Origin of the sequence: Cognatilysobacter lacus, assembly GCF_008274655.1 — a bacterium.
GTDB classification, from domain to species: domain Bacteria; phylum Pseudomonadota; class Gammaproteobacteria; order Xanthomonadales; family Xanthomonadaceae; genus Cognatilysobacter; species Cognatilysobacter lacus.
In genome coordinates this window covers 1-24,843 of the sequence record NZ_VTRV01000027.1, presented here as the reverse complement: position 1 = coordinate 24,843, position 24,843 = coordinate 1, and the positions used below count along the sequence as shown (strand labels likewise).

Here is a 24,843-nt window from a genome sequence, read left to right as displayed (position 1 = left end):
AGGTAATCGGCGGCCAGCTCGAAGCGCATCTCGTGCATGCCGCCGATGTAGTCGACATATTGCTTAGTGATGTCGGCAACCGGGTCAGTCCACGTCGCCCTGTCCGGCGAAGGCCTCGATTTCGTGTCCGACCGCGGCAGCGTGCGACACCTGCTGTTCGACGTGCCGGCCACGCAGGCGGTCGACGCCGTGACGCGCGTGTACGGCGCCGCGCCCGAGCGCGGCCGCAACGAAGAATGCGGCGCCGGGCCGCTGGACATGGCGATGTGGCCGAGCGGCCTGACGGTGGTGATGCAGAACGATCGCTTCGTCGGCTGGAGCGCATCCGCTCCGCGCGACGGCACGCGCAAGAGTGCACTCGCGACGATGGCGGGCGTCGGCGTCGGCAGCACGCGCCACGAATTGGAATCGGCCTACACGGCGAAGACGCAGGCAACCACACTCGGCCAGGAGTTCGCGGCTGGTGGGCTGTTCGGCGTGCTCGATGGCAAGGCGCCCACCGCGCACATCACCGCGATGTGGGCGGGCACGAGTTGCAATTTCCGTTAGCGCGCGCCGAGCAGCAATCGAAAATGCACCGTGTCCCGCGTATTCGCGAGGCGCGGCTGCAGCGGAAAATGGAACGCGCCGCGATCGGCTCACCGATGAGCTTCAACGATCAGTCGTGCCAACGCCGGAAGACGAAGCGCTGACCCATCAAAGCATCACGCAACCCTCGAGATAGAACACGCAGCTGCCCTCGAGTTCTACGCGGTCGCCGGCCGGGCGGCAGACGATCTCGCCGCCGCGTCGCGACGCCTGCCACGCGCGGAACTCGTGCTTGCCCAGGCGCGCCGCCCAGAACGGCGCAAGGCCGCAGTGCGCGCCGCCGGTCACCGGGTCCTCCGGCACGCCCTTGCGCGGTGCGAAGTAGCGACTGGTGAAGTCGTAAGGTGCGTCGCCCACGGCGGTGATGACCACGCCGCTGCGGTCGAGCGCCATGAAGGCGGCGATGTCGGGCGCCAGTTCGCGCACGCGCTGCGCGCTGTCGAGCAGCACGACATAGTTGAAGGGATCGGCGTGCACTTCGACCGGCTCGACGCCCAGCGCCTGCACCAGGCCCACGGGTATCTCGACCTGCACCGCATGGCGCGCAGGAAAATCCATTCGATAGCCCGCCGCGGTGCGTGCCACCTTCAACGCGCCGCTCGCCGTGTGGAAGGTGACCGCGTCGCGCCCGCGTTCGAGCCGTTCCATCACCACGGCCGCGCTCGCCAGCGTCGCGTGCCCGCACAGCGGCACCTCGACGGCCGGCGTGAACCAGCGCAGGCGGTAGACATCGCCGTGCCGCACGAGGAACGCGGTTTCCGACAGGTTGTTCTCGGCGGCGATCGCCTGCATCAGCGTGTCGTCGAGGAAGTCGTCCAGCAGCATCACTGCCGCGGGGTTTCCCGACAGGCGCCGAGTGGTGAAGGCGTCGAGCTGGTAGAGGGGGATTTGCATCAGGCGGATTCGCGAGTGCGACGGCGGATGATCGCACTGCACCGGACGGCACACAGCTGTGACCACGTCGCCGCCCGGTGGGGTAGCAGATGACCATCCCGGAATCCCGAAATGGAAGCCGACCCCGTTCCTCGCAGGTCGCGTCAGCCTCGGGCTACGCGCCGGGCTGCCGGCACTGCGCGAGTTGCGCCGTGATTTGCCGCGCCTGTTCGGTCACCTTCTCGACGGCCGCGTCGGCGCGGTCGAACACCGGCACCCAGCAGGAGTCGGGCGAACGTTCGTTGCAGGAATGCCCCGACGTCGGCACGGCCTGGGCGGCGCGGGCATTGGCGACGAGCGTGTCGATCGCTGGCATCCGCGCGTTGTAGCAGGCACGCGCCGACTCGTTCTGCTCGACGGTGGGTCGGATCTTCTCGAGCTCGGCGTTGAGCAGGACGGTCGTGGCGCCGTACGTGGCCACGCCGATCTTGTACTGGGCGATGCGTTCGAGTACGACGGGCGACGGTTCTGCACGCGCAGCCGCGCGCGGCGTGGCGGATTGCGCGGTAGCGATGCCAAGGGTGAGCGCAACGGTGACGCACGCGACGCGCGCGGCGGTGCGGACGCGGGTGCGCGAAGTCGAGAAGGCCATGGGCGAAGAGGGCATCCTGGGTTGAGGTGCGGCGTGATGCCGCGGCGGTCTGCCCGCATTCTCGCGCGCCGGAACGGGCGGCGGATAGATGCAGTTGCGGGAATGGAACCTGACCCTGGTTGTGCTGGTTGTGGCGGACGTCCGCAGAACGCGTCAGCCCCGTCGCCACACCAGGCAGCGGTTGTTCGCCGGCATGGCGACATCATCGACCGCATGCAGGCCAGCCTGCGCGGCCAGCGCCTGGACCGCTTCGACATCGCGTATCCCGGAACGCGGATCGCGCGCCTTCAGCCAGGCGTCGAAGTCGCGGTTGCTGGTGCTCGTGTAGTTCCCGTTCGCATTGAACGGGCCGTACACGGCGAGCACGCCGGCAGCGCCAAGCACCCGCCCGACCCCGGCGAAGAATGCTTCCACCTCGGGCCATCCCACGATGTGCAGGATGTTGGCGCTGAACACCGCGTCGTAGGGGCCCTTCGGCCACGGCCCGCAGACGTCGAGCGCGATCGGCGCGGGTGTGTTCGGCAGGCCGGCGTCATCCAGCCACTGACGGATTCCCGGCAACCGCGGCGCCAGATCGGTGCACTGCCACGACAACGCGGGCATCGCCGTAGCGAAGTGCACGGCGTGCTGCCCCGTACCGCTGCCCACCTCGAGCACGCTGCCGCGGTCGGCGAAATGCCTGCGCAGCACTGCGAGGATGGGATCACGGTTGCGCTCGCATGCAGGCGCGACGGGTTTGGTATGCATACCGCCAGCATGCCGTAGCGGGCGTCGTGCGGCGTTGACGCCTGTCAGTTGTCAGAGGAATTGGCGCGTGACCCACGGCCGCCTGTTACCGTGCGCGGGGGCACCTCGCCCCATCAATCAGGGAAGACCATGAATTTGTTCGGCACCGCTTGCCAGCGCTCGCTCCTCGTCAGTGTGCGCTCCCTCGGCCTGGCCGCCGCCGCGTTGCTGTGCCTCGCGAGCTGCAAGTCGGGTGGGCCCGTGACCGGACCGTATGCCTACGTGCGCTTCATCGACAACCGGGGCGAGCCCGGTGCGGCGACCACTGTCGTTCCATCGCTGATCTACGCCTGGCTCTCCCACCCGTCGGCCACGAGCGAGTGCGACCGCACGCAGTTGGTTCCCAACGGCGGGGCGTGGCAACCGGTCGCGGCCGGTCGCGAATTCGGCGCGAAGTCCGATTGGCAGGCCGTGGGATCCGCGACGGGTTCGTGCAGCGTCCCGTTCGCCGGCCGCCTGAAGGAAGGGCAGCGCGTGACCTACCGCTTCGAGGTAGTGGCCACGGGCGTGAGAGACGTGCAGTGCCGGGTGGTGGCGAGCGATGAATCCGGCGCGGAGCTGGCACGCGGTAGCGCCGAGTTCCACGACAAGCCATCGACCTGCAAGTTCATGACCTGGTAGTCCTCGGCAGCGCCGTGCATCGGGTGCATCAAGGCTCGTTCACCCATCGCCCGTAACGCATGTCGTCCGTATCGAGCGAACCGTCCGGATTGATGTCGAACGACATGACGCCCGGCGGATACAGCGCGGGCTTGCCGGGCTTCGGCACTTCGGGGAGCGGCAGGCCCAGCGCGCGGGTGCGAGGGTCGAACAGCAGGCCGCTCGTATCCCGCGCTTCGTTGACGACCTTGACGCTGAATACGCGATACGCGCCCATCGTCACCGGCGCGAGCGAATCGACGACGGCGTGGAAACGCGTCTGGCCGAAGCACATGCGCGGCTTGGCGAGTGCGTCCATGTCGGGCGTCTCGCCGGGACGCCCGTTTACTTTCAGGCGGCGGCGGACGAGCGCGAGCAGCGCCGCGTCGGCCTTCGTTCGATAGACGCGGCGGCCGAGGTCGGTGAGGTCGTAGCTGACGCTGCCGAAGCTGTCGTCGCCCGAGATCGTGCGTGCCAGGAAGCCCTGTTCGTAGAGTGCCTGGCACTTGTCGCATGTCCCTCTTACGGCGGCGGAATCGAGGGGGAACGGGCCGGCCGCGATGCACAGCGGTTCGTTGGCGACGAAGCCTTCGTCGACGATCGACCGGATGGCGGCTTCCTGCGCGCTGGGCACCGAGCGCGTGCATGCGGCCACGCCGCCCAGCAGCACGACGTATAGCGCGGCGCGGACCATCGAACGCGCGAGTCGTGGGTGGAGTTCATGGGTGTGCATCGGGGCCTCCGAACTGCGTATGGGTCAGCACCGGCGCGGGTTCCTCGTGCCTGCTGGCGACGCCGCCATCGCCGAGTTCGCCGGAGGCATTCGCGCCCCAGCCAAACAGTTTTCCGTCGGCGGTCAGCGCGATTCCGCCGCCGTAGGTGGCGACTACGGACACCCACTGGTGCGCGCCATCGATCAGTGCGGGCGCCTTCGGCTCGCCGTGGCGGATGCCGAGTTCGTGGTCGTTATTGCGACCCCAGCCCCAGAGTGAACCGTCGGCTGCGATGCCGAGCGAGAAGCCCGGCGCGACCGCGACGGCAGCCCAGCGTTTGTCCGACAGCGGTTGCAGCCGCGTCGCCTGCGGCGCACCGGGCGGGCGACGGTATTCGGCATCGCCGGTGCCGAGTTCGCCAAAGGTGTTCATCCCGTAGCCGTGCAGGCGCCCCGTGGAATCGAGTGCGAGAACCTGGCTTGCGTTCTCGCGACAGTAGACGTGCTCGAGCCGCGCGGACGCATCGATGTGTTGCAGCTCACTACGTTCGCCTTGCAGCGCGCTACCGTCGTCGGCGCCGTAGGGGCTGAGCGCGTCGCTGCGCCACAGCCCCCCATCCTCGTCGACAGCGTGGAGATAGACGCCGCGCAGGCAGACGTCGACGAAACGCGTGCCACGCATCAGCGGGCGAGGCTGGACCGCGATGGTCTCGGCGCCGGTGCGGCGTTCGAACGCGGACGCGACGTCGCGATCGAACCAGTACCAGAGGCTGCCGTCGCGCGCGACGCCGGCGACGATGCCCGAGGACTCACCCAACCGACGCCATGCCCGGTCGGGGAAAAGCGCGAACGGCGCTGTCGGCGCGCCCGGGCTGGCCCAGATGGACTTCAAGTCCGCGCGCCACAGCCGTCCGCTCGCGTCCAGCGCGTGCACGCTGTCGTGGCCGGCAATCACCGTGCGGTACCCCGCTCCGTCCATCAGTTGACGCGGACGATCCGAGCGGCTCAGTTTGCGCGCGACGTTTGGATCACCGCCGTCGCCCCAGCCATACACGCGTCCCTCGCGATCAAGCGCGACGACATACGCCGCCCCCGCCGAGACGACCCCATCGAGCACCGTGACATCGGGCTTCGCGGGTGTGCCCGCCACGTGCGAATGATGCGTCGCCACCATCAACGTCACCGCGACCCCCGCGGCAACGGCTACCCCCCATCCCCATCGCATATGCGTCCTGCCGTCGCGTGTTCCCCGCGGTGATGCTACAGCGCGTGCGACTCCGTTCTTGCTAACTGCGAGGGCTGAGCTTCGTGCATCCACTCAGCGGCGATCAGCCGGCCTGGTTACGGCCTCGCGCTTCCGCCTCTCCGAATGGAACCTGACCCATCTGTCCGGTTTCCATCACCCCTTCACGGCCGCCGGCACATATAGAAGCTCCGCATACCAGTGAGCTTTCCATGGAACCGACCGTTCGCAGTTTCGGCGTCGCCCTTGCGACCGGTGCAGTGCTGCTGCTCAGCGGTTGCGTCACGCCCGGTGGCTATGGCGCCGACGGTGGTTACGGGGAACCCGCGGGCTATCCGTCGCAGCAATATCCGTCGCAGTACGGCGCGCCGACCGAAGGCGTGGTGCAGGGCGTCGATCCGCGCTCGGGTCGATTGGCCGTGGTCGCGCAGGACCCGCGCACCGGACGCGACGTGCCGATGGAGTTGCGCTTCGACGCGCGCACGCGGCTGACCTACCAGGGCCGCGCGGCCGACGTGGGTGGGCTCGAGCGCGGCGACGTCATCCGCTTCGATGCGGTGCCGTCCGGCAACGAGCTCTATGTGCGCGACATCGAAGTGGTGCGCAACGTGCGCGAGGGCGGTTACAGCAGCGGAAACGGCAACGCCGGCGGTGCGTACGGCGGCAACGCCTACGGCCCCGGCGCGGACCTTCGTGGCGCCGTGACGTTCGTCGATACGCGCACGCGCACGATCCGTCTCGATGGCGGCGGGTACGGCGGCGCCGTGCAGGTGGTGTACGACGCGCGGACCAGCGTGGAATACCAGGGCCGCGCGTATCGCCCCGAGGATCTGGAGCGCGGTGACCAGGTGCGCGTGCAGGCACGCCAGGTCGGTGCCAACCAGTGGCTGGCCGAGCGCATCATCGTGGAGCGCTCGGTGCGGTAGTCGACACTGCGGTCGACCCGGATGCGGGTTGCTATCCGCTAGCCACGGCAACGTTGAGCCTTCGAGCCCGGCGGGTGAGGCACAAAGTCTCGTCCGTCGGGCTTTTCGCTTCAGCGGTGACGCTTTTTTCGCCACCGTTGAGGTTCCAGAGCTCATGCGTGGCGCTATTTTCGCCATCCATGAGGCTTTGAGTGCCATGCGTGAGGCGTTGGGTCTCGACGGTCACCCTGCAAACGTCATCGATGAGGCGTCGAGCGTGGCGCGTGCGGCTTTTTTGCCCCGACGTTGAAGCTCGAAGCGTCATCGACGAGGGAATGAGCCTCGCGCGTCCAGTCGGCAGCGGGTAGCCAACCTGGTCAAGGCCCGTGCTTCGGCCTCGATAAGTGACACTTGATCCCACTTGACCGGAAGTCGACGCTTCAGCGCGAGGCGAAATGGGAGCTCACCACTTTTCCCGGCGTATCAACTACGTCCGTTCCCTTTCGGCCCGTGTGTCTTGTCGTACTCGTGCTTGTTCAACATCGCTTCGATGTCCGCGGTGTCCTGCTTGAACGAGCCGACGAGATTCATCGCCAGGCCACTCCGGCGGCGCTCGTGGATGATGTTGGCGGGGATCCGCCCTTCGCTGTCTTTCTTCTGCGTATCCGCTCCATTCTTCAGGAGCCACGCAACCAACGGCTTATCGCAGTTCCTGACCGCCTGGTGCAGAGCCGTCCCGTAGCGCTTGGGCTCGCCGATGGTTGCGTTGATGTCCTCACCCGCGGCAAGGAACATGTCGCCCAGCTCCTCCCAGCCCGGTAGATCGCTGCGCAATGCACGGATGCGCGACCAGCCCTGCCACGGTTCCGCGCTGTCGTGGGTCCTCACCTTCAAGCCTGACTCGAGCAAGGCTCGAACGGTTCCTATCCGGTCCTTGGCGCGCCCGTCCTTGGCGGTCATAAGCGCGAAGCACGTCTTGCCATCGCTGTTGGCCGCCTCGATATCGGCGCCGTGCTGCACCAGCAAGCGCACCATGGCTCCCGAATGGGCGAGAGGGATGACTGCAGGCAGGTACGCGAACCCGCCTTCCTTCGACGACCAGAGCTCGCTCGCCAGAATGCGCGTGACGAGCTCCACGTCGTTGCGCTCCACGGCCTTCAGCAGGATGGTCGTGTGCGCCCTGCCCCACACGTTCGGGTCACCCTTCTCGAGAAGGGGAGGCCAGGGCGCGGGCGCGGATTCGCGACGCTTCGGAACTTCGTTGTCACTTGTGGTCATTGGTTTTCGTGCCTCTGTGAACCTGTTACTGCTTCCACTTCGAGAAGTCCAACCCGACCCCTGCTTCGGCGCCTCGGCGGTTTGCGTCGCCAGCGGACCACGCCGCCGAAGCCTTGGGTGCGGCGTGAGGCGAAATGGAACCTGACCCCTTTTTCCCGGACCACACTGCCGAAGCCTTGGGTGCGGCGTGAGGCGAAATGGAACCTGACCCCCTTTTCCCGGAACGTGAACGCGGCGGACATCTCACACCGATCTCGCCCACTTGATCAGTTTCTGCGCAGCAAAGAACTCTTCGTCATAGCGCGTCGCGTACTCCTTGGCACAAGCGCGCGCATGGTCAACGTCCGCGAGGTCGTCCCACCAGTGGCTCGCCTTCCAACCCGCGGCCCACAGGGCACTTGCATGGGTGCATCCGTGATAGACGTCTTCCGCGACACTCAGTGGCACATCAATTCCACGGGCTTTGTAAGTTCGCGTCCGATAAATGTTCTCGCTCAACGACGCGAGCTCGACGAGCGCATTGGCGCCGCCGTTCCCGTTGATGCTACTCACATGCCAGTAACTGGGCAGCACGCGATATCGAAACTCGTTGTATTGCACGACCACGTACGCCGGATGCGGTACACGATCACCGCGCACGAACACGATCGACCTCGCATCGTGGTCGCGGAATATCCCTAGGTACTCCTGCGTGGGAGGAGGATATTCGTCGTCCGCCGCGAACGGATGTCCGTCACCGAACCAAAGGTATCGGAACGACGCGCCTAGCGCTTCGCATATTCCACGCACTTGCTCGAGAGTCGGCTCTGCCGCTCCGAACATGAAACTTTCGATCGACGCTAGCGAAAGGCCAGGAATCGTTTCGCACAGATGGGCGACAGTACGCTCGGGTCGGCGATCCTTAGAACTCGCCATATCGATGATTTCCTTCAGCCGGCCAGCGAGCTTTCGATTCGCTGCCCACGGCAGACGTCTTCGGGCGCCGTCGCGCGCAGCTTTCCGGTCGCCGACCACGCGGGTGAAAAGCGCCGAGAAAACTGAAACCAACGAAGCTACTAAGTCCACGACTGTTCTCTTAGGCGATCGCCGCCCGATAATGGGTCAGAAAGTACGGAGCAACTCAAACCGACATCTGACGCGCCAGACGGAAGTTGCAGCCGACCGACTCAGGTATGCGGCTTTTCGGGTGCCATCGGCATGAACAAAAAGCACTCGACCTTGCGCTCACTGTTAACCGACTTTGTCTAGCGAGCGAGCCCGAAACACATGTTGCGGCAGCGGCGACAACAATGTCTGCGCTTGGATACTGAAGTCTCCCTCCTCGTCCGGCGCGACGCTGATTCTCTTAGCGTCGCCCATCTCTAAGACCGGAAGTCGCCTGCTTAGGAGATCAGCGAGGGCAACATCTTCCACAGCGCAGATGACCTGCTGACCATCGCGAACAAGCTGAGCAGCTACTTCCGCAAGGTGCACGGTCCGGAAGTCATCCACATGCTGAACCGGGTCGTCGAGCATGATGGTCTTCCATTTGCTCCAAGCAAGCGAAAGCTTTACTGAAAGTAGAAACGCAAGGCCGGTTGCACGTCGCTGTCCGCTCGAAAATATGAACTGAGGATTCAGATTCTCCCCAACTTGGAGCCGCAAGAACTTTCGCACATCTCCGCGAATCGAGTATTCGATGTCTCGCCAGTGTGGATGCGGTTTTAGCCGGCGATATAGCTCAGACATGAGCGGGAGTACGCGCTCAAGCCTTTGATCAAGTGTCTCTCCAGCGGCGCGGCGTGCAGCGTCATGGAGAGACTGGGCGAGCGCGACCGCCCGACGAGCCGTGCCGGCGCGCTCTTGTGCGCGCGTCAAACGCTCGTCAACGACAGCAGCTTCCTTCTTTGCGCGCTCAAATTCGTCGCTAACGCGCATTGTTTCAAGGATGCGCATGTCGCGCTCAATCGCCTCAGCCACCGATGCAAGATCCCGGTCGGCATACAGATTCGCTACCGCAAAATCGACTTGCGACGACGATAAGCGATCGAATTCATCAACTTGCGCGACGGCTGCCGCATGCTCATTTGAACGCGCATTGAAAACAAGCTGCGCGGCATCTCTAGCGACTGTCACCATGCGACGCTCTTCTTCGAGTGTCGCGATCTCGGCGGCACGAGCATCCAATTGCCGAGCAAGTTGCGCCAGCTCCTCGATCTTTCGCCCAAATTCCTCGGGAGTGTGTGCCGACTTGCAAACAGGACACGCCCCATCGGTCAGCCCAATCGTGCCTGCCAAAGCTGCAAGAGTCGCGATGTCTCGGGCTTGATTATTGAGACCTACGGAACCATGGCCGCTTAGGTCCTGCGAAATTGCTTGCAAGCGGTGGTCTGCATCTTTCAAAGCCGCCTGAGCAGACTCGACCGCACCTGCCATATCCGGAAGTGCGTGCCGCAATTCATCTATCTGATCCCGCTTCGCAGCAAGTTGCCTTTGTTGGTCTACGGCAGCTCGCAGTTCGGCAAGTCGCCGCCTCGCAACGGAGATTAGGGCATCTGCGCTTTCTTCAGACCCGGTCAGATCCCTTAGACGAGAGACTGCGTCGCCAACGACTACTTCCGATGCGATTCTTGCTTCCACGTCATCAAGGCGTCGCTTGGCGGCACCCAACTCTGACGTCAACTGCGACACGTCTGCATTCGCTTGCGCCAACCGAGACTTGGCTGTGTTGGTCAGGCGCTGACCTTTTTCTATCCAAGTTTCAGCGTTAGTAGCCCCGAGTGCATCCCTCAGCAGGACATATCTATCGGTTTCCTTCAGGTCGAGGCTCAAGCTCGCGATCTGCTCGTCCCTAATAATGGACGCCGCACATAGCCTCACCAAGTTGTCGACAGGCGCAACCTCCACGTCACACAGCGCAGAGGACAGACGGTCCAAAACTGCTGCGTCCGGAGTTTCAAACGGTGTACGGCGGATCGAGTGCTCACCCTCCGAGCCAACAAAGCCGACTTCTACATACCGGTCACCCGGGGCTTTTCCACGCCCACGCCACCAGACGTAATCGGCAACGGACTCTCCGGCAGCCTTCGCGTCGTCGTACTTACTGAGAGTTCCGGTCAACGCAAACTCGACCGCATCGAAGATGGTGCTCTTTCCCACACCATTTCGGCCATCAACGATGTTGAAACCCGGGCAAAAGTCGACGCGAATTGCTTTTCGGTATCCGCGGAACCCGGCCACCTCAACATAAGCGAGCTTCACGGCTGCTCCTCGTCGATGATCTGCATCAGCAAGCCATCGTCTGCGCCCGACAAGAATGCGTTGACGAGGTTGGCTGGCAGCTCAGTAGTCCGTAGCCTTATTTCTTCTGGCATGTTGACGGCACCGAGACGCGGTGCTGTTTGTAGCGACAACAGGGATAACAGCGCGGCATGGACATCTTCTCGATCCGCGACACCCGCCCGAGCGATCTTTCGGGTGCCTGACAAGTCCTCCTCAATTCCGGACAAGGCCACTAGCTGATTACTAGTCGCACTGCTGGTGGCCAATAGCACCATGTACGTATTCCATGCCTTGGCTCCAGCTGAGCGGAGCAAGAAGGCATGGCGAGCCAGCAGAACCTGGGAGGTGCGAGAGTAGGACGCTAGTAGCTCATCGACGGTGTCATAGACCATGAGGAATCCCAACACCGAAGGATCCTCAAAAGTAAGCGCTGGAGGGGTCTCAACAGATGAGACACTAAATCCAGCCTCGTCTAAGACCATTTGTGCCCACTCGAACGCGGCGTTCATAGGTCAAATTCCTCCATAGCTTCGCCACGGGTCAGCCATCGCGGGTCTGCGCCTCGGGCTATTGATCCGTTCGCGGAGGGTCTAGCGATATTGCCAGCCAACTGGCATGCGTCTGCGCCTACCGCGATGACCACATCCGGCGCGGCAACCGGCGCCATTTCGCGTCGGTAACTTTCCCTCACCCGATGCAAAGCGGCATTGGGGCTTCGAATGACCCGCACCAGTCGTTCGTTCAGCCGCCAATACGCGCCGTCAAGGACCGCGCCCGCCAATCGCATTTCTATGAGCGTCATTCCCACCAATTGTTCGGCGAGTGGCGGCGACCCCATTTGACAAGGACTGCTCGGCAGACAGCCTTCGAGATCCCGCCGGATCTGCCACAACGTCTTGTTGTCGACGCCTGCCGGCAAGTCTTTCAGGTCTGCAGGAACGGCACGCGACTCCTCGACGACCGACGCTCCACTTTGGAGTACGCCGCGAATGAACGACCTTGAAAATTGCTCGCGCAGTCCCGCCAAAAAAGCGTCCCCGGATGCGCGGATGTGTAGATGCTGGCCGCTAAGACTCGCGATGCGATGCAGCTCTGGCGCCTTATGCTGAAAAGCCGCCTCGTCAGCAAGGTCGACCACGATGACTCTAGACGGGTTTACCGAGCCGAGCGCGCGCTCTAACACTTCGTTCAAGTAGTCCCAATCGGTTGCGTAGCCGACTATTAAGAGATCCTTGTTCGTCAGCCGACCCTGCAGCCATGTAGATGACCACGCGATCCGGTCGCTGACAGGTGGCACCGTAATTTGTCCTCGCGCCCAGACCATATTGGCGGGATCGATTACCCGGCATCCGTGGATTTTTAGCAGCGGTCCTGCTCGCTCGTCTTCCATAGCAAGTAGGTCTTCGTCCACACCGACGCTCAGTTGGCCGCGCAACTGCGAGCCAGCGTTTTCAATTAGCGCGTCTAGGTTTGTCGTGACTGCAGTTCGAATAGCGTTGACGAGTAGCAAGTCCGCAATCGCGAAGTGACCTTCATTGGGCTCACCGGCGAACGCGTGCCTATCGACGAGGCGATTGAGAAAGAACGTGGCTAGCTCGCCTCGTTCAAAGTAGTACTGCGCCTGATCGTCGATGTTGTCTGGGAACGGCGGGTTTTTTTGACCATAAAGCTGCGTGTAGCGACGCTTGGCATCTATCGCCAACTGGGCTGCGCTGGGTAGTGAGCTAGGCGGCGCCATCGACAAGCCCGCACCGGCAAGTAGCGTAAGACGGCCCGACACAGCCGAATCGAATGCGGCGCCTATCCCGTCGTCTAAAGAAACTTCCGTCATCGCTGCCCCCAGAAAAGCAAAGGACGGCGTGCGCCGTCCTTTGAATCAAACGCCGATCGGATTCGGCTTATCCGCATCCAACCTGTACTGCTTGATCGCCCGCGCCACATCCTTCCCTGTCATCTTCCCCTCCGCCGCCAGCGCGGCAATCGCCGCATGCGCGATGTGGAACCGATCGACCTCGAAGTGGCGACGCAGGTTCGCGCGCGTGTCACTGCGGCCGAAGCCGTCGGTGCCCAGCACGGTGTAGCGCATCGGCACGTACTCGCGCACCTGGTTGGCGAAGTTGCGCACGTAGTCGGTGGCGGCGATGGCGGGGCCGGGGCGGCCCTGCAGCAGTGACGTGATGTAGGGCACGCGCTGCGTGTCTTCGGGGTGCAGGCGGTTCCAGCGTTCGACGTCGACGCCGTCGCGGGCGAGTTCGGTGAAGCTCGGGCAGGACCAGATGTCGGCGGTGACGCCGAAATCCTTGTCGAGCAGTTCGGCCGCGGCGATCGCTTCGCGCAGGATGGTGCCCGAGCCCATCAGCTGCACGCGCAGTTCGCCCTTCTTGGGCTTGGCGCCGCCCTGCAGCAGGTACATGCCCTTGATGATGCCGTCGGCCGCGCCTTCCGGCATGTCCGGGTGGGCGTAGTTTTCGTTCATCAGGGTGATGTAGTAGTACTCGTCCTGCTGCTCGGTGAGCATGCGGTGCATGCCGTGCTGCAGGATCACCGCCACTTCGAAGCCGAAGGTGGGGTCGTAGCTGCGGCAGTTGGGCACCATGCTGGAGATCAGCTGGCTGTTGCCGTCCTCGTGCTGCAGGCCTTCGCCGTTGAGCGTGGTGCGGCCCGCGGTGGCGCCCAGCAGGAAGCCGCGCGCGCGCATGTCGGCGGCCTGCCATGCGCTGTCGCCGATGCGCTGGAAGCCGAACATCGAATAGAAGATGTAGAACGGCAGCATCTGCAGGTCGTTCGTGGAATAGCTGGTGGCCGAGGCCATCCAGCTGGAGAACGCGCCGCATTCGGTGATGCCTTCCTCCAGCACCTGGCCAGCCGCGTCCTCGCGGTAGTACATGAGCTGGTCGCGGTCGACCGGCTTGTACTTCTGGCCGTGCGGCGCGTAGATGCCGAGCTGGCGGAACATGCCTTCCATGCCGAAGGTGCGCGCTTCGTCGGCCACGATCGGCACGCAGCGCGGGCCCACCTGCTTGTCGCGCAGGATGATGTTGAGCGCCTGCACGAACGACATGGTGGTGCTGATCTCGCGCTCGCCGGTGGTCTTGAGCAGGCGGTCGAACGTTTCGATCTTCGGCGCGTCGAGCGACTGCGTGGCCTTGCGACGGCGCTGCGGCAGGAACCCGCCCAGCGCGCGGCGGCGCTCGAGCATGTATTCCACCTCCGGCGACTTTTCCCCGGGGTGGTAGAACGGCACCGCGCCGTCGGCGAGCTGCTTGTCGGTGATCGGCACCTGGTGGCGGTCGCGGTAGGCGCGCACCGATTCGTCGTCGAGCTTCTTGGTGTTGTGCGTGGGGTTGAGCGCTTCGCCCGCCGCGCCCATGCCGTAGCCCTTCACCGTCTTGGCGAGGATGACGGTGGGCATGCCGCTGGTCTTGGTGGCGAGGTCGTACGCCGCGTACACCTTGTGCGGGTCGTGGCCGCCGCGGTTGAGGCGCCAGATGTCGTCGTCGCTGAGCGAGGCGACCAGCTGCGCGGTTTCCGGGTACTTGCCGAAGAAGTTCTCGCGCGTGTACTTGCCGCCGAACGCCTTGCAGTTCTGGTATTCGCCGTCGACGGTTTCCATCATCAGTTGGCGCAGCTTGCCGCTGGTGTCGCGCGCGAGCAGCGGATCCCAGTAGCTGCCCCAGACCAGCTTGATGACGTTCCAGCCGGCACCACGGAACTGGCCTTCGAGTTCCTGGATGATCTTGCCGTTGCCGCGCACCGGGCCGTCGAGGCGCTGCAGGTTGCAGTTGACGACGAACACCAGGTTGTCGAGGCCTTCGCGGCCGGCCACCGAGATCGCGCCGAGCGATTCGGGCTCGTCCGTTTCACCGTCGCCGAGGAAGCACCAGACCTTGCGGTCGGACTTCGGCATCAGGCCGCGGCCTTCGAGGTACTTCCAGTTGCGCGCCTGGTAGATGGCGGCGATCGGGCCGAGGCCCATCGATACGGTGGGGAACTGCCAGTAATCGGGCATCAGCCACGGATGCGGGTACGAGCTGACGCCACGGCCGTCGACTTCCATGCGGAAGTTGTCGATCTGGTCCTCGGAGATGCGGCCTTCGAGGAAGCTGCGCGCGTACATGCCCGGCGAGCTGTGGCCCTGGAAGCCGATGAGGTCGCCGGGGTGGTCGGCGCTGGGCGCGCGCCAGAAATGGTTGAAGCCGACGTCATACAGCGTGGCCGACGAGGCGAACGACGCGATGTGGCCGCCGAGTTCGCCGGGCTTGCGGTTGGCGCGCACCACCATCGCCATGGCGTTCCAGCGCAGGATCGAGCGGATGCGCCATTCGATCGCGGCGTCACCGGGGCTCTTGGCCTCCAGGTGCGGCGGGATGGTGTTGATGTATTCGGTGGTGGGGCTGAAGGGCAGGTGCGCACCGGCGCGGCGCGTCATCTCGACCATGCCTTCGAGCAGCTGGTGGGCGCGCTCGGGGCCCTCGCGATCGATGACGGCGGAGATCGATTCGAGCCACTCGCGGCTCTCGCTCGGGTCCGGATCGTCGTTCAGCATGTCGGAGATGGCGTGGTTGAGATTGACGGTCATTCGTCCGCGGCCCCTTGGCCGGTGTGTCTTTCGAGGGAAGCCCCGATTCTAGCAAGCGTGATTCGCGCGGCCCTGCGGCTGAAATCGAATACGCGCACGCGCTCACGCAACGGCCGCTGGGTTTGCATCGGCGGCGTGGCGTCGACCGCGCGTCGGGCCATGACCCTCGGCCTGTTGACATCTACTACGGGATTAGTACTAATGGCGGCGTAGTCAAACCGAGACGGCCAATGCCCACCCCCAATCCCACCGAAGGCGAACTCGCGATCCTGCGCGTGCTGTGGTCGCGCAAGGGCGCGATGACCGTTCGCGAAGTCCACGCCGAGCTGTCGAAAGGCAAGGACACCGCCTACACCACGGTGCTGAAGATGCTCACGATCATGGCCGACAAGGGTCTGGTGCGCCGCGACGATTCCGAGCGCAGCCACACGTATATCGCGGTCGACGCCGAGCCAGTGGTGCAGGGCTCGCTGCTCAAGGACCTGATGCGACGCGCGTTCTCCGGCTCGGCGCTGACGCTGGTGCAGCGCGCGCTGGCTGACGACGTGGCGACGCCCGAGGAACTGGACCAGATGGCCAAGCTGATCGCGCAGGCCAAGGCGAAGCGGAAAGGCTGATGCCATCGCTCGCCGCCCTGCAGTTCGGTATCGCGCCTGCGCTGGCATCGGCGCTGCTGCATGCGCTGTGGCAGGACGCGCTGCTGGGTGTGATCGCGTGGGCGGTGCTCGCGGCGATGTCGCGGTCGAGCGCGTCGCTGCGGCATGCGGCGGGGATGGGCTTCCTGCTGGCGATGGTGATCGCGCCGGTGTCGAGCTTGCCGCATCTGTGGCACGTGCCGGCGACGGTGACCGACGGAGGCTTGCTGGCGGCGATGACCGCGCCGCGCGTGACCACGGCGGGGCGCGTGATCGAACATCGGTCGAGCCCCCTCGCGATCGTGCTGACGCTGCTCTGGCTGACCGGCGTCGCCGCGATGCTGCTGCGGCACCTCGGCGGCTGGCGGCTGGTGGTCGCGCTGGAGAAGCAGCCGTTCGAACGGCTGCCGCACGAGTGGCAGCGTCGCGCCGACAGCCTGTGCGCGGCGATGCGCATCGGTCGCGATGTCTCGGTGCGCCTGTCGAAGGATGTCGTCGGGCCGTTCACCGCGCGGCTTTTCCGGCCCGTGATCTGGCTGCCTCTTTCACTGATCACGCAGTTGCCGCGCGAGCAACTCGAGGCGCTGCTGGCACACGAACTCGCGCACGTCGCGCGCATGGACTGGCTGTGGAACGGGCTGCAGTGCGTCGTCGAATCGCTGCTGTTCTTCCATCCCGCGTCGTGGTGGCTCGGCCGGCGCATCCGGATCGAGCGCGAACACGCCTGTGACGATCTCGCGGTGACGGCGTGCGGGGACGCCATCGCCCTGGCCGAGGCACTCGCGCAACTCGAGCGCCAGCGGCAACCCGCTCCCCGACTCGTTCTCGCAGCCCATGGAGGCTCGCTCATGCAACGCATCACCCGATTGATCTCAGGCCCGCCCTCGCGCGGACGCTGGGGAACCCGCGCCGGCATCGCCGTCGTGCTCGTCACCGGCGCCGTGCTGGTGGCGCAGCTCGGCATCGCCGGCAATGCACGCCCCGGCGTGCGCATCCGCTCCACCACGGATGGCCCGCTGCGCCCCGGCGACATGCGCGAGATTTCCGCACATGGCATCGATGGCGACCGCTACTACCGCGCCGACGTCGACGCGAACGGCCACGTGACCGAAGTGTTCAAGCGCGACGGCAAGCCGCGACCGGTGGACGCCGGTGTGCGCCGCTGGGCTGCCGACATCGTGGCCGTGGGCGCGCCGCCGCCGATGCCTCCATTGCCGGCCATGCCGCCGCTGCCGCCCCCGCCGCCTCCGCCGCCGGAGATTTCCGACAGCGCCGAATTCCAGTCGCTGCTTCGCCTCGTTGCCGCTGACCCGCGTGTGATCGCGCGCGTCGGAACGCCGGTCGCGATGGCGTCGAAGGCGGTCCACGGCCGCATCGAGCTGGACGGTAACGGGTCGACGGCGGTCGCGGCCAACGGCGCCGCCGACATGCGCTTCGACGTCATCGGACCCAAGGGTCGCGCCACCGTGCATGTCGACGCCAATCTGAAGCAAGGCACCTGGTCGACGAACTCGATCGACCTGCAGGACCCGGCGCGATGAGTTTTTTTGCCCGTAAGTACTAAACCTTTCGTATTAAACACCTAGTAGACAACCCCAACACCACAACAGGACGTTATCCCGATGAACAACCGCAATAGCCTGACCCTCGCCGTGCTGTTCGCTGTCTCGCAGTCGCCCGCCTTCGCGCAGGAGCATCCGCCTGTGCCGGTGGACGCCGGCACGCAGCACGCTGTGGTCGCGGAACTCGCGCGGCAGCTGCAATCGAATTACGTGTTTCCCGATGTCGCGACGAAGATCGCCAAATCACTGCGGGCCAAGGACGCCAGCGGCGGGTATGCGGGAGCGACCGATGCAGAAACGTTCGCCAAGGCACTCGGCAACGACCTGCGTTCGGCGGGTCAGGACCTGCACTTCCAGGTCAACTACGAACCCGAATTCGGCCAGCACGCGCAGGACTCGCACGCGGTGCCGAGCCACGAGGAAGCCGAGCGCATGCGCAAGGACGTCGCGAACTACGGCTACGGAATCGAGACCGTCCGTCGCCTGCCCGGCAATGTGGGCTACATGGACGTGCGCGGTTTCCCGCCCGCCGAATTCGTCGGCGATGCGGTCACGTCGGCGATGAAGCTGTTGACCGGCACGGATGCGCTCATCCTCGACCTGCGTCGCAACGGCGGCGGCGAGCCCGACGGCGTCGCCCATTTGCTTAGTCATTTCTTCGCCGTGGGCGATCTTCGCCACTTGAACGACATCTACAACCGCCCCGACAACACCACGCGGCAGTACTGGACCAATCCAACCGTGACGGTGCGCTACGACAAGCCCATCTACGTGCTGACATCGAAGCGCACGTTCTCCGGTGGCGAAGAAGCGGCCTACGACCTGCAGACGCAGAAGCGCGCGACGCTGGTCGGCGAGGTCACGGGCGGCGGCGCGAACCCGGGCGAAGGCTATTCGCTGTCACACGGGTTCGTCGCGTTCATCCCGAACGGACGCTCGATCAATCCGATCACGCACATCAACTGGGAACACACGGGCGTGACACCGGACATCGCGGTGCCGGCCGCCGACGCGCAGAAGGTCGCGCATGCGGCGATCCTGAAGACGCTGCTCGCGGCGTCGAAGGATCCGGACGAGAAGGCGGAGCTGCAGGAGCTGATCACCCAGGTGGAGGCCGACAGGCTTCCGGCTCCGGTCTACGTACCGCGCCAGCGGTGAGGTGGCGCGCCGCAGCGATGGCGGCGCCGTGCGGAGGACGTCGCGACGGCCGGTGCCGTCGCGACGTAGATTCAGCGCGCTCGCGCGGCGCGGATCTGCGCGTCCACCGCGGCGATCGCGGTCATGTTGACGACGCGACGCGGCGTCGAGGCCGGCGTGAGGATGTGCGCCGGCTTGTCGAGCCCCATCAGGATCGGCCCGATCGCCACGCCGTCCGTCATCACCCGCACCATGTTGTAGACGATGTTCGCGGTGTCGAGGTTCGGCATCACGAACAGGTTGGCGCGGCCCTTGAGGCGCGAATTGGGGAACATGCGCAGGCGCAGGTCCTCGTCCCAAGCCGTGTCGGCCTGCATCTCGCCTTCGACTTCCAGACGCGGCGCGCGCTCGAGCAGGATCTCCCGAACGCGGGCCATCTTGTGCGCCGACGCGTTGTCGTGGCTGCCGAAATTGCTGTGCGAGAGCAGCGCCACCTTCGGTTCGATGCCGAACAGCTTCATGCGGTAGGTGGCCTGCAGCGTTGCTTCGGCGATCTGCTCGGCGGACGGGTCGAGCTGCACGTGGGTATCGAGGAAGAACCACGCGCCGAGGTTGTTGATCACAGCAGTCATCGCCGCCGTGCCGCTCACGCCGCGATCGAAACTGAAGACGCTGCGCAGGTAGCCGAGCTTCTTGTGGAAGCGCCCCACCAGCCCGCAGATCAGCGCGTCCGCTTCGCCGCGCTCCACCATCAACGCCGCGATCAACGTCGAGCGCGAGCGCACGAGGTTCTTCGCTGCGGCCGGCGTCACGCCACGACGTTCCGTCAGCGCGTGGTACTGCTGCCAGTACGCATCGAAACGCGGATCGGAATGGATGTTGGTGAGCTCGAAGTCGACGCCCTCGCGCATGCGCAGGCCGAGGCGTTCGATGCGGTTGGCGATCACCGTTGGGCGGCCGATGAGGATCGGTCGCGCGAGGCCTTCGTCCACGACCGTCTGCACCGCGCGCAGCACGGTCTCTTCTTCGCCCTCGGCGTAGACGATGCGCTTGATGTCGTTGCGCGCGCGGTCGTACACGGGCTTCATCAGCAGGCCGGTGCGGTAGATGAATTGCCCGAGCCTCTCCTCGTAGGCGCGCATGTCGGTGATCGGGCGCGACGCGATGCCCGAGTCCATCGCCGCCTGCGCCACCGCCGGCGCCAGCAGCACCAGCAGCCGATGGTCGAACGGTCGCGGGATCAGGTATTCGGGGCCAAACTTCGGGATGTCGCCACCGTAGGCGCTGGCGAGGTCGCCCGCTTCCATCCGCGCGAGCTTGGCGATGGCGCGCACGCAGGCGAGCTTCATCGCCTCGTTGATCTCGGTGGCGCCGACGTCGAGCGCGCCACGGAAGATGTAGGGGAAGCAGAGCGCGTTGTTGACCTGGTTCGGATAGTCCGAGCGGCCGGTGGCGATGATGCAGTCGGGCCGCACCGCCTTGGCGTCCTCGGGCAGGATTTCCGGATACGGGTTGGCGAGCGCGAGGATGATCGGGCGCTCGGCCATCGTGGCCACCATCTCCGCCTTCAGGACGCCGCCGGCGGACAGGCCGAGGAAGATGTCGGCGCCGACGCAGATGTCGGCGAGCGTGCGCTTGTCGGTGTCACGCGCGTAGCGCGCCTTGTCGGGGTCGAGGTGCTCGCGGCCGGTGTAGAGCACGCCGTCGCGATCCACCGCGAGGATGTTCTCCTTCTTCATGCCCAGCGCAACCAGCATGTCGAGGCAGGCGATGCCCGCCGCGCCGGCGCCGGCGGTGGCGAGCTTCACGTCGCCGATCTTCTTGCCGACGACTTCGAGCGCGTTGTAGATGGCGGCGCCGACGATGATGGCGGTGCCGTGCTGGTCGTCGTGGAAGACCGGGATGTTCATGCGCTCGCGCAGCTTGCGCTCGACGATGAAGCACTCGGGCGCCTTGATGTCCTCGAGGTTGATGCCGCCGAAGGTGGGCTCGAGGCTGGCGATGATGTCGACCAGCTTGTCGGGATCGCGCTCGTCGATCTCGATGTCGAAGACGTCCACGCCCGCGAACTTCTGGAACAGCACGCCCTTGCCTTCCATCACCGGCTTGCCGGCCAGCGGGCCGATGTCGCCCAGGCCCAGCACGGCGGTGCCGTTGGAGATCACCGCCACCAGGTTGCCGCGCGCGGTGAGCTCGCTGGCGGCGTTGGGGTCGGCGACGATCGCCTCGCAGGCATAGGCCACGCCCGGTGAGTAGGCGAGCGCGAGGTCGCGTTGCGTGACCAGCGGCTTGGTCGGCGTGACCCGGATCTTTCCGGGCGGATCGGCCCGGTGGTACTCGAGGGCGGCCTGCTTGAGATCGTCAGCGGAACTCTGGGTCATCGGATCACGGCACCGGGCGGGCCTGCGATTCTACCGGGGCGCCCGCCGATGGCGTTCGCGGGCCGCCGCTTGCACAATCGGCGGGCATCTTCCGCGGGCGATCCATGAGCCTTTCCGATTCGCGTCCGCGCGCCGCCCACTGGGCGATCTTCATCCTCTTGGCCCTGCTGCTGCAGCTGCCGCTGATCGCCAACCCCGGCTACTTCAGCCATGACGAGCTGCAGTGGGGCGCGCGCGCGATCGATGGCGTTCGCGCGGACTGGTCGGGCGTCGGTGCCCTGCAATACCGCCCGCTGACCTTCGCGATATGGCTGGCGCTTTCGCGCGCATTGTTCGAATCGCCGATGCTGTTCCACCTGGCGATCGCAATGTTCGGCGCGCTCAACGCGACGCTGCTGGTGGCCGTCGTCCTTCGCGCCGGCGCGGCGCCGCGAGCCGCGCTCGCTGCCGGGGTCACGTTCGTGCTGAATCCGTACGCGATGTATGTCCACGGCTGGGTCGCCACGCTCGCGGACCTGACCTGGTGCCTGTGTGCACTGGGCATCGCGTGGATGACGCTCGGCTCCCGTCGCGGCGTGGCGCCCGTTGCCGCGGTGCTCACGGTGGCGGCGTTGCTTGCGAAGGAATCCGCGCTGTCGATTCCGGCGCTGGCGGTCGTCGGCTACCTGGCGGACACGGCGCGACGACGGCGCTGGCGCGGGGTGGTCATCGCCACGGGCTCGGTGTCGGCGGCGTACCTGCTGCTGCGCCACGCCGGGTTGTCGAGCGTCTCGGACGCCGACAGCTACGCGTGGCACCTGCGGAACATCCCTGCGCGGTTCCTGCAGTTCGAGCTCTATCCGCTTCTGCCGCGCGTGTTCGAAGTCCACAACACGCTGGTGGCACCGCGCCTTGTCGAGCTGCTGGTTGCGGGCGTGGTGCTCACCGCGCTCGTCGCGGTCCTGGCGAGCCGCCACTGGCGCTGGGCGGTGGCGTTCATCGCGGGGGGCCTGGCAGCGCTCGGCCCGGTGCTGGTGCTCGACAACCCGGCCACGCAGTACGGCTATGCGCTTGCAGCGTGGAACGCCGGCGTGTTCGCGCTCGCCTGGCCCCGCCTGCGGCGTTTGGACCGGGTGCCCGTGCTGCTCGCGGTCGCGCTGGTGAGCCTGCACGCGGGTTACGTGGCGCGAACGATGCTCCACGTCGGACGGGTGCAGGCGGTGTATTCACCCGCGGTCGCCGCCGCGGTATCGACGTCGACCGGTGTCGTCCGCGTGGCACCGCTATCGCCCGGCGATGCCTGGATGTTCCTGCGCCTCAGTCACCAGATCCCGCACTACCGCGGCGTGGTGTTGCTGGACCGGATCCAGGTGGTGCCAGCCGGCGCGCCGGCCGATTACATCGTCGCCGCCGACGGCAGCCTGCAACCCGCGCGGTGATCAGAAGTCGAGCAGGAACGCGCCTTCGTCGGCGATGCTGTCAAGTCGGATGCGATTGGCGAACAGCGAGAACGCGAGCATCCCCGCCAGGCCATTGATGCGCGTCAGCCACGGCGGCAGCCAGCGCGGCGGTAGCAGGATGCCGGCTTCGAACAGCGGCTCGAAACGCTGCACGTCCGCCAGCGTCATCTTTCCGGCGAACAGGTAGCGACACAGCGGCAGCTTGCGGCTGCGCAGCGCCCAGCGGAAGAATGTGTGCACGCCCACGAGCCCGCGCACGTAGACGGTGTCCTTGGTGAACGCATGGCCGCCGGTGGTGGGCACCCCGCGGAAGATGCGCTGCGCCGACGAGAAGCTTTCCTGCGGCGTCTGCCCGGCGTCGATGAAGAAGCGGAAAACCTCGATGAAGTCGGCGCCCTCGAGCGCCTTGGCGACCGCCTCGATGCGCAGCGAGATGCGCTTCATGCGGCCGATGTCGATGCTGCCGGTGATCTGCTCGGCAAACGTGGCCAGGCCTTCCTGCGTGGCGGTGCTGCGCGGCGACGACAGCGACAGGCTCGGCAACACCGGCTGCTCGCGGCCATTGAGCGCGGTGAGCGAGTGCACGAAGGCTTCGTGGTTGAGCAGCTGCGCGCGGTCGTACTGGCTGAAGTTCGCGCTCGCACGCAGGCGGATGCGCGTGGCGCCAGCCGCGGCTTTCGCGATCAGGTCGGGGTCGAGTTCGACCTCGATGACGCGCCGGTTGAAGAAGTCGTCGAGGTCGTTCTGCAGCTGCAATCGCAGCGCGGTCGCCGATATGGTCACGCTCTCCGACGGCGACAGCAGCCCGCTGTCGAGTTCATCGGCGATCGAGATGAAATGGCGCGCCGCTTCCCGCGCGGTCGGGCCGCTGCCAGGCAGGGCCTCGTTCGGCGCGCCGTAGAGATCCTTCGAATACGTGCACACATGCGGCGTGCCGAGCACTTCGCACATGCGTGCGGCGGTAGTCCAGCTGCGCGCGGAATCGATGATGTACTGGCCGAGCGGATGCTGCGGGTCGCATTCCAGGACGATCGCCTCCAGTTCGGCGATCGTCGCGTGGAAGTCGCTCTTCGGGTATTCGATGACCGGCGGCTTCGCGTTGCCGGCCGCGTAAGCCGTGAGGAACGTCGCTTCGCTGTCGGCCGGCCAACTCACCAGCGCCAGCACGCGGATGTCCCGCGCGACGCGCACCATGCGGGCGTCGAGGGCCGCGTGGTGCGCGATGTCGGGGGCCCGCGGCTTGGCGACGTCCACTCAGCGGCGCCCGGGCCGCGGCTCGGGGCGACGTCCGCCCGGCCGACTTCCGGGGCGAGATTCGGCCTGCTGTTGCTGCCGCGTGGCGAGGCGTTCCGCGGCACCGGCCACTTCCCCGGCCAGCTTGCGGTAGCTGGCGAGCCGCTGCGGTGCCAGTTCACCCGACTGGATCGCCGCACGCACGGCGCAGCCGGGTTCGGCTTCGTGGCCGCAATCGCGGAACTTGCACTGGGTGGTGAGCGCCTGGACATCGAGGAAAGTGTCGGCGACGGCTTCCTCGCCGGTGGGCTTGAGCTCGCGCATGCCCGGCGTGTCGATCAGGCAACCGCCACGCGGCAACGGCAACAGCGCGCGGTGCGTGGTGGTGTGGCGGCCGCGCGAATCGTTCTCGCGCACGCTCGCGGTCTTCATGCGCTCGTTGCCGAGCAGCGAATTGGTCAGCGTCGACTTGCCGGCGCCGGAACTGCCGACCAGCACCGCGGTGGTGCCGGGCCCCAGCCAACGGTCGAGCCGCGCCACGTCGGCGATGTCGCGCGCGTTGATGGTGACGATGTCGACGCCCTCCTCGACCACCGTCGCCAGGGCCTCGCGCGCCTGCTCCACCGTCGCGGCGCCCACCACGTCGGCCTTGGTCAGCACGATGACTGGCGTTGCGCCACCGCCGTGTACCAGCAGCAGGTAGCGCTCGATCCGGCGCGGATTGAAGTCGCCATCGAGGCCGGAGACGACGAACACGACATCGACGTTCGCGGCGATCAGCTGTTGCTTGTAGTGCTCGCCGGCCGCGGCGCGCTTGATCGCGCTGCGCCGGGGCAGCAGCGCCACCGCCTTCGCCGACTTGCCCTCGCCCCAGCAATTCGCGAGTGCGTGATGGAGGAGTTCGATGGCGACTGGGCCCAGATCGCGCGCGACCTGGTTG

The 24,843-nt window shown here is 65.9% G+C and carries 21 protein-coding genes and 1 pseudogene; 7 read left to right on the top strand and 15 right to left on the bottom strand.

Annotated features, from left to right (window positions below; genetic code table 11):
- Nucleotides 1-83 (bottom strand): annotated as a pseudogene (locus tag FW784_RS04040) (segregation/condensation protein A); the annotation flags it as partial.
- Between FW784_RS04040 and FW784_RS04035 the strand changes: the two are divergent.
- Nucleotides 70-549, top strand: a complete 480-nt coding sequence (locus FW784_RS04035; protein ID WP_187770668.1) for a hypothetical protein — start codon at nucleotides 70-72, stop codon at nucleotides 547-549. The pseudogene FW784_RS04040 and the gene FW784_RS04035 sit on opposite strands and share 14 nt — an antisense overlap.
- A 147-nt stretch (nucleotides 550-696) precedes the next feature.
- Here FW784_RS04035 and FW784_RS04030 read toward each other — a convergent pair whose 3' ends face one another.
- The 3 genes from FW784_RS04030 to FW784_RS04020 all read right to left on the bottom strand — a co-directional run bounded on the left by FW784_RS04030 (nucleotide 697) and on the right by FW784_RS04020 (nucleotide 2,860).
- Nucleotides 697-1,482, bottom strand: a complete 786-nt coding sequence (locus FW784_RS04030; RefSeq protein ID WP_149352079.1) for a PhzF family phenazine biosynthesis protein — start codon at nucleotides 1,480-1,482, stop codon at nucleotides 697-699.
- A gap of 154 nt (nucleotides 1,483-1,636) precedes the next feature.
- Entirely contained in the window at nucleotides 1,637-2,113 is a 477-nt protein-coding gene (locus tag FW784_RS04025) for a hypothetical protein (RefSeq protein WP_149352078.1), read from the bottom strand.
- Between the two features lie 153 nt (nucleotides 2,114-2,266).
- Nucleotides 2,267-2,860 (bottom strand): DUF938 domain-containing protein, encoded by a 594-nt coding sequence (locus FW784_RS04020; RefSeq protein WP_149352077.1) that lies wholly within the window; start codon nucleotides 2,858-2,860, stop codon nucleotides 2,267-2,269.
- Nucleotides 2,861-2,989: 129 nt separating this feature from the next.
- Between FW784_RS04020 and FW784_RS04015 the strand changes: the two genes are divergently transcribed.
- The gene (locus tag FW784_RS04015) at nucleotides 2,990-3,520 is read left to right on the top strand and encodes a hypothetical protein (RefSeq protein ID WP_149352076.1); all 531 of its coding nucleotides are present in this window, start codon (nucleotides 2,990-2,992) and stop codon (nucleotides 3,518-3,520) included.
- A gap of 28 nt (nucleotides 3,521-3,548) precedes the next feature.
- On the opposite strand, the gene FW784_RS04010 is transcribed toward FW784_RS04015, so the two are convergent.
- Nucleotides 3,549-4,271 carry a hypothetical protein gene (locus FW784_RS04010; protein ID WP_149352075.1) on the bottom strand — a complete coding sequence of 241 codons (723 nt, stop codon included), beginning with the start codon at nucleotides 4,269-4,271 and terminating at the stop codon, nucleotides 3,549-3,551.
- Nucleotides 4,258-5,424 (bottom strand): RCC1 domain-containing protein, encoded by a 1,167-nt coding sequence (locus tag FW784_RS04005; protein WP_149352074.1) that lies wholly within the window; start codon nucleotides 5,422-5,424, stop codon nucleotides 4,258-4,260. Before FW784_RS04005 ends, FW784_RS04010 begins: the two co-directional genes overlap by 14 nt.
- 281 nt (nucleotides 5,425-5,705) lie before the next feature.
- Between FW784_RS04005 and FW784_RS04000 the strand changes: the two genes are divergently transcribed.
- Nucleotides 5,706-6,419 carry a DUF5666 domain-containing protein gene (locus tag FW784_RS04000; protein ID WP_149352073.1) on the top strand — a complete coding sequence of 238 codons (714 nt, stop codon included), beginning with the start codon at nucleotides 5,706-5,708 and terminating at the stop codon, nucleotides 6,417-6,419.
- Nucleotides 6,420-6,881: 462 nt separating this feature from the next.
- On the opposite strand, the gene FW784_RS03995 is transcribed toward FW784_RS04000, so the two are convergent.
- From FW784_RS03995 to aceE, 6 genes are all read right to left on the bottom strand, one after another.
- Nucleotides 6,882-7,676: an ankyrin repeat domain-containing protein gene (locus tag FW784_RS03995; RefSeq protein WP_149352072.1), complete on the bottom strand. Its 795-nt coding sequence runs from the start codon at nucleotides 7,674-7,676 to the stop codon at nucleotides 6,882-6,884.
- Nucleotides 7,677-7,919: 243 nt separating this feature from the next.
- A complete protein-coding gene (locus FW784_RS03990; protein WP_149352071.1) occupies nucleotides 7,920-8,741 on the bottom strand; it encodes a hypothetical protein in 822 nt (273 codons plus the stop codon).
- A 165-nt stretch (nucleotides 8,742-8,906) separates the two neighbouring features.
- The gene (locus tag FW784_RS03985) at nucleotides 8,907-10,916 is read right to left on the bottom strand and encodes an ATP-binding protein (RefSeq protein WP_187770667.1); all 2,010 of its coding nucleotides are present in this window, start codon (nucleotides 10,914-10,916) and stop codon (nucleotides 8,907-8,909) included.
- A complete protein-coding gene (locus FW784_RS03980; RefSeq protein WP_149352069.1) occupies nucleotides 10,913-11,446 on the bottom strand; it encodes a hypothetical protein in 534 nt (177 codons plus the stop codon). The genes FW784_RS03985 and FW784_RS03980 overlap by 4 nt, the downstream gene beginning before the upstream one ends.
- A complete protein-coding gene (locus FW784_RS03975; RefSeq protein ID WP_149352068.1) occupies nucleotides 11,443-12,768 on the bottom strand; it encodes an SIR2 family protein in 1,326 nt (441 codons plus the stop codon). Before FW784_RS03975 ends, FW784_RS03980 begins: the two co-directional genes overlap by 4 nt.
- Before the next feature lie 45 nt (nucleotides 12,769-12,813).
- Entirely contained in the window at nucleotides 12,814-15,483 is a 2,670-nt protein-coding gene (gene aceE / locus FW784_RS03970; RefSeq protein WP_425481584.1) for a pyruvate dehydrogenase (acetyl-transferring), homodimeric type, read from the bottom strand.
- Between the two features lie 263 nt (nucleotides 15,484-15,746).
- Here aceE and FW784_RS03965 point away from each other — a divergent pair, with 263 nt between their 5' ends.
- The 3 genes from FW784_RS03965 (at nucleotide 15,747) to FW784_RS03955 (ending at nucleotide 18,871) form a co-directional block, all read left to right on the top strand.
- Nucleotides 15,747-16,133: a BlaI/MecI/CopY family transcriptional regulator gene (locus tag FW784_RS03965; protein WP_149352066.1), complete on the top strand. Its 387-nt coding sequence runs from the start codon at nucleotides 15,747-15,749 to the stop codon at nucleotides 16,131-16,133.
- Nucleotides 16,133-17,692, top strand: a complete 1,560-nt coding sequence (locus FW784_RS03960; RefSeq protein ID WP_149352065.1) for a cytochrome c oxidase assembly factor Coa1 family protein — start codon at nucleotides 16,133-16,135, stop codon at nucleotides 17,690-17,692. The genes FW784_RS03965 and FW784_RS03960 overlap by 1 nt, the downstream gene beginning before the upstream one ends.
- An 81-nt stretch (nucleotides 17,693-17,773) precedes the next feature.
- Nucleotides 17,774-18,871, top strand: coding sequence for a S41 family peptidase (locus tag FW784_RS03955; RefSeq protein ID WP_149352064.1), 1,098 nt, complete (start codon nucleotides 17,774-17,776; stop codon nucleotides 18,869-18,871).
- Between the two features lie 71 nt (nucleotides 18,872-18,942).
- Here FW784_RS03955 and FW784_RS03950 read toward each other — a convergent pair whose 3' ends face one another.
- Nucleotides 18,943-21,231: an NADP-dependent malic enzyme gene (locus FW784_RS03950; RefSeq protein ID WP_149352063.1), complete on the bottom strand. Its 2,289-nt coding sequence runs from the start codon at nucleotides 21,229-21,231 to the stop codon at nucleotides 18,943-18,945.
- Between the two features lie 104 nt (nucleotides 21,232-21,335).
- Here FW784_RS03950 and FW784_RS03945 point away from each other — a divergent pair, with 104 nt between their 5' ends.
- A complete protein-coding gene (locus FW784_RS03945) occupies nucleotides 21,336-22,649 on the top strand; it encodes a hypothetical protein (protein ID WP_149352062.1) in 1,314 nt (437 codons plus the stop codon).
- Here FW784_RS03945 and FW784_RS03940 read toward each other — a convergent pair whose 3' ends face one another.
- Nucleotides 22,650-23,864, bottom strand: a complete 1,215-nt coding sequence (locus FW784_RS03940; protein ID WP_149352081.1) for a flavohemoglobin expression-modulating QEGLA motif protein — start codon at nucleotides 23,862-23,864, stop codon at nucleotides 22,650-22,652. It lies immediately after the preceding gene.
- A gap of 60 nt (nucleotides 23,865-23,924) precedes the next feature.
- Nucleotides 23,925-24,843 (bottom strand): ribosome small subunit-dependent GTPase A (gene rsgA / locus FW784_RS03935; protein ID WP_149352061.1); only part of this gene is annotated, 919 nt, incomplete at its 5' end.

Coding starts and splice junctions, on each gene's coding strand:
- FW784_RS04035 (WP_187770668.1), top strand. CDS start 70: ATGTCGGCAACCGGGTCAGTCCACGTCGCCCTGTCCGGCGAAGGCCTC.
- FW784_RS04030 (WP_149352079.1), bottom strand. CDS start 1,482: ATGCAAATCCCCCTCTACCAGCTCGACGCCTTCACCACTCGGCGCCTG.
- FW784_RS04025 (WP_149352078.1), bottom strand. CDS start 2,113: ATGGCCTTCTCGACTTCGCGCACCCGCGTCCGCACCGCCGCGCGCGTC.
- FW784_RS04020 (WP_149352077.1), bottom strand. CDS start 2,860: ATGCATACCAAACCCGTCGCGCCTGCATGCGAGCGCAACCGTGATCCC.
- FW784_RS04015 (WP_149352076.1), top strand. CDS start 2,990: ATGAATTTGTTCGGCACCGCTTGCCAGCGCTCGCTCCTCGTCAGTGTG.
- FW784_RS04010 (WP_149352075.1), bottom strand. CDS start 4,271: ATGCACACCCATGAACTCCACCCACGACTCGCGCGTTCGATGGTCCGC.
- FW784_RS04005 (WP_149352074.1), bottom strand. CDS start 5,424: ATGGTGGCGACGCATCATTCGCACGTGGCGGGCACACCCGCGAAGCCC.
- FW784_RS04000 (WP_149352073.1), top strand. CDS start 5,706: ATGGAACCGACCGTTCGCAGTTTCGGCGTCGCCCTTGCGACCGGTGCA.
- FW784_RS03995 (WP_149352072.1), bottom strand. CDS start 7,676: ATGACCACAAGTGACAACGAAGTTCCGAAGCGTCGCGAATCCGCGCCC.
- FW784_RS03980 (WP_149352069.1), bottom strand. CDS start 11,446: ATGAACGCCGCGTTCGAGTGGGCACAAATGGTCTTAGACGAGGCTGGA.
- FW784_RS03975 (WP_149352068.1), bottom strand. CDS start 12,768: ATGACGGAAGTTTCTTTAGACGACGGGATAGGCGCCGCATTCGATTCG.
- aceE (WP_425481584.1), bottom strand. CDS start 15,483: ATGCTGAACGACGATCCGGACCCGAGCGAGAGCCGCGAGTGGCTCGAA.
- FW784_RS03965 (WP_149352066.1), top strand. CDS start 15,747: ATGCCCACCCCCAATCCCACCGAAGGCGAACTCGCGATCCTGCGCGTG.
- FW784_RS03960 (WP_149352065.1), top strand. CDS start 16,133: ATGCCATCGCTCGCCGCCCTGCAGTTCGGTATCGCGCCTGCGCTGGCA.
- FW784_RS03955 (WP_149352064.1), top strand. CDS start 17,774: ATGAACAACCGCAATAGCCTGACCCTCGCCGTGCTGTTCGCTGTCTCG.
- FW784_RS03950 (WP_149352063.1), bottom strand. CDS start 21,231: ATGACCCAGAGTTCCGCTGACGATCTCAAGCAGGCCGCCCTCGAGTAC.
- FW784_RS03945 (WP_149352062.1), top strand. CDS start 21,336: ATGAGCCTTTCCGATTCGCGTCCGCGCGCCGCCCACTGGGCGATCTTC.
- FW784_RS03940 (WP_149352081.1), bottom strand. CDS start 23,864: ATGGTGCGCGTCGCGCGGGACATCCGCGTGCTGGCGCTGGTGAGTTGG.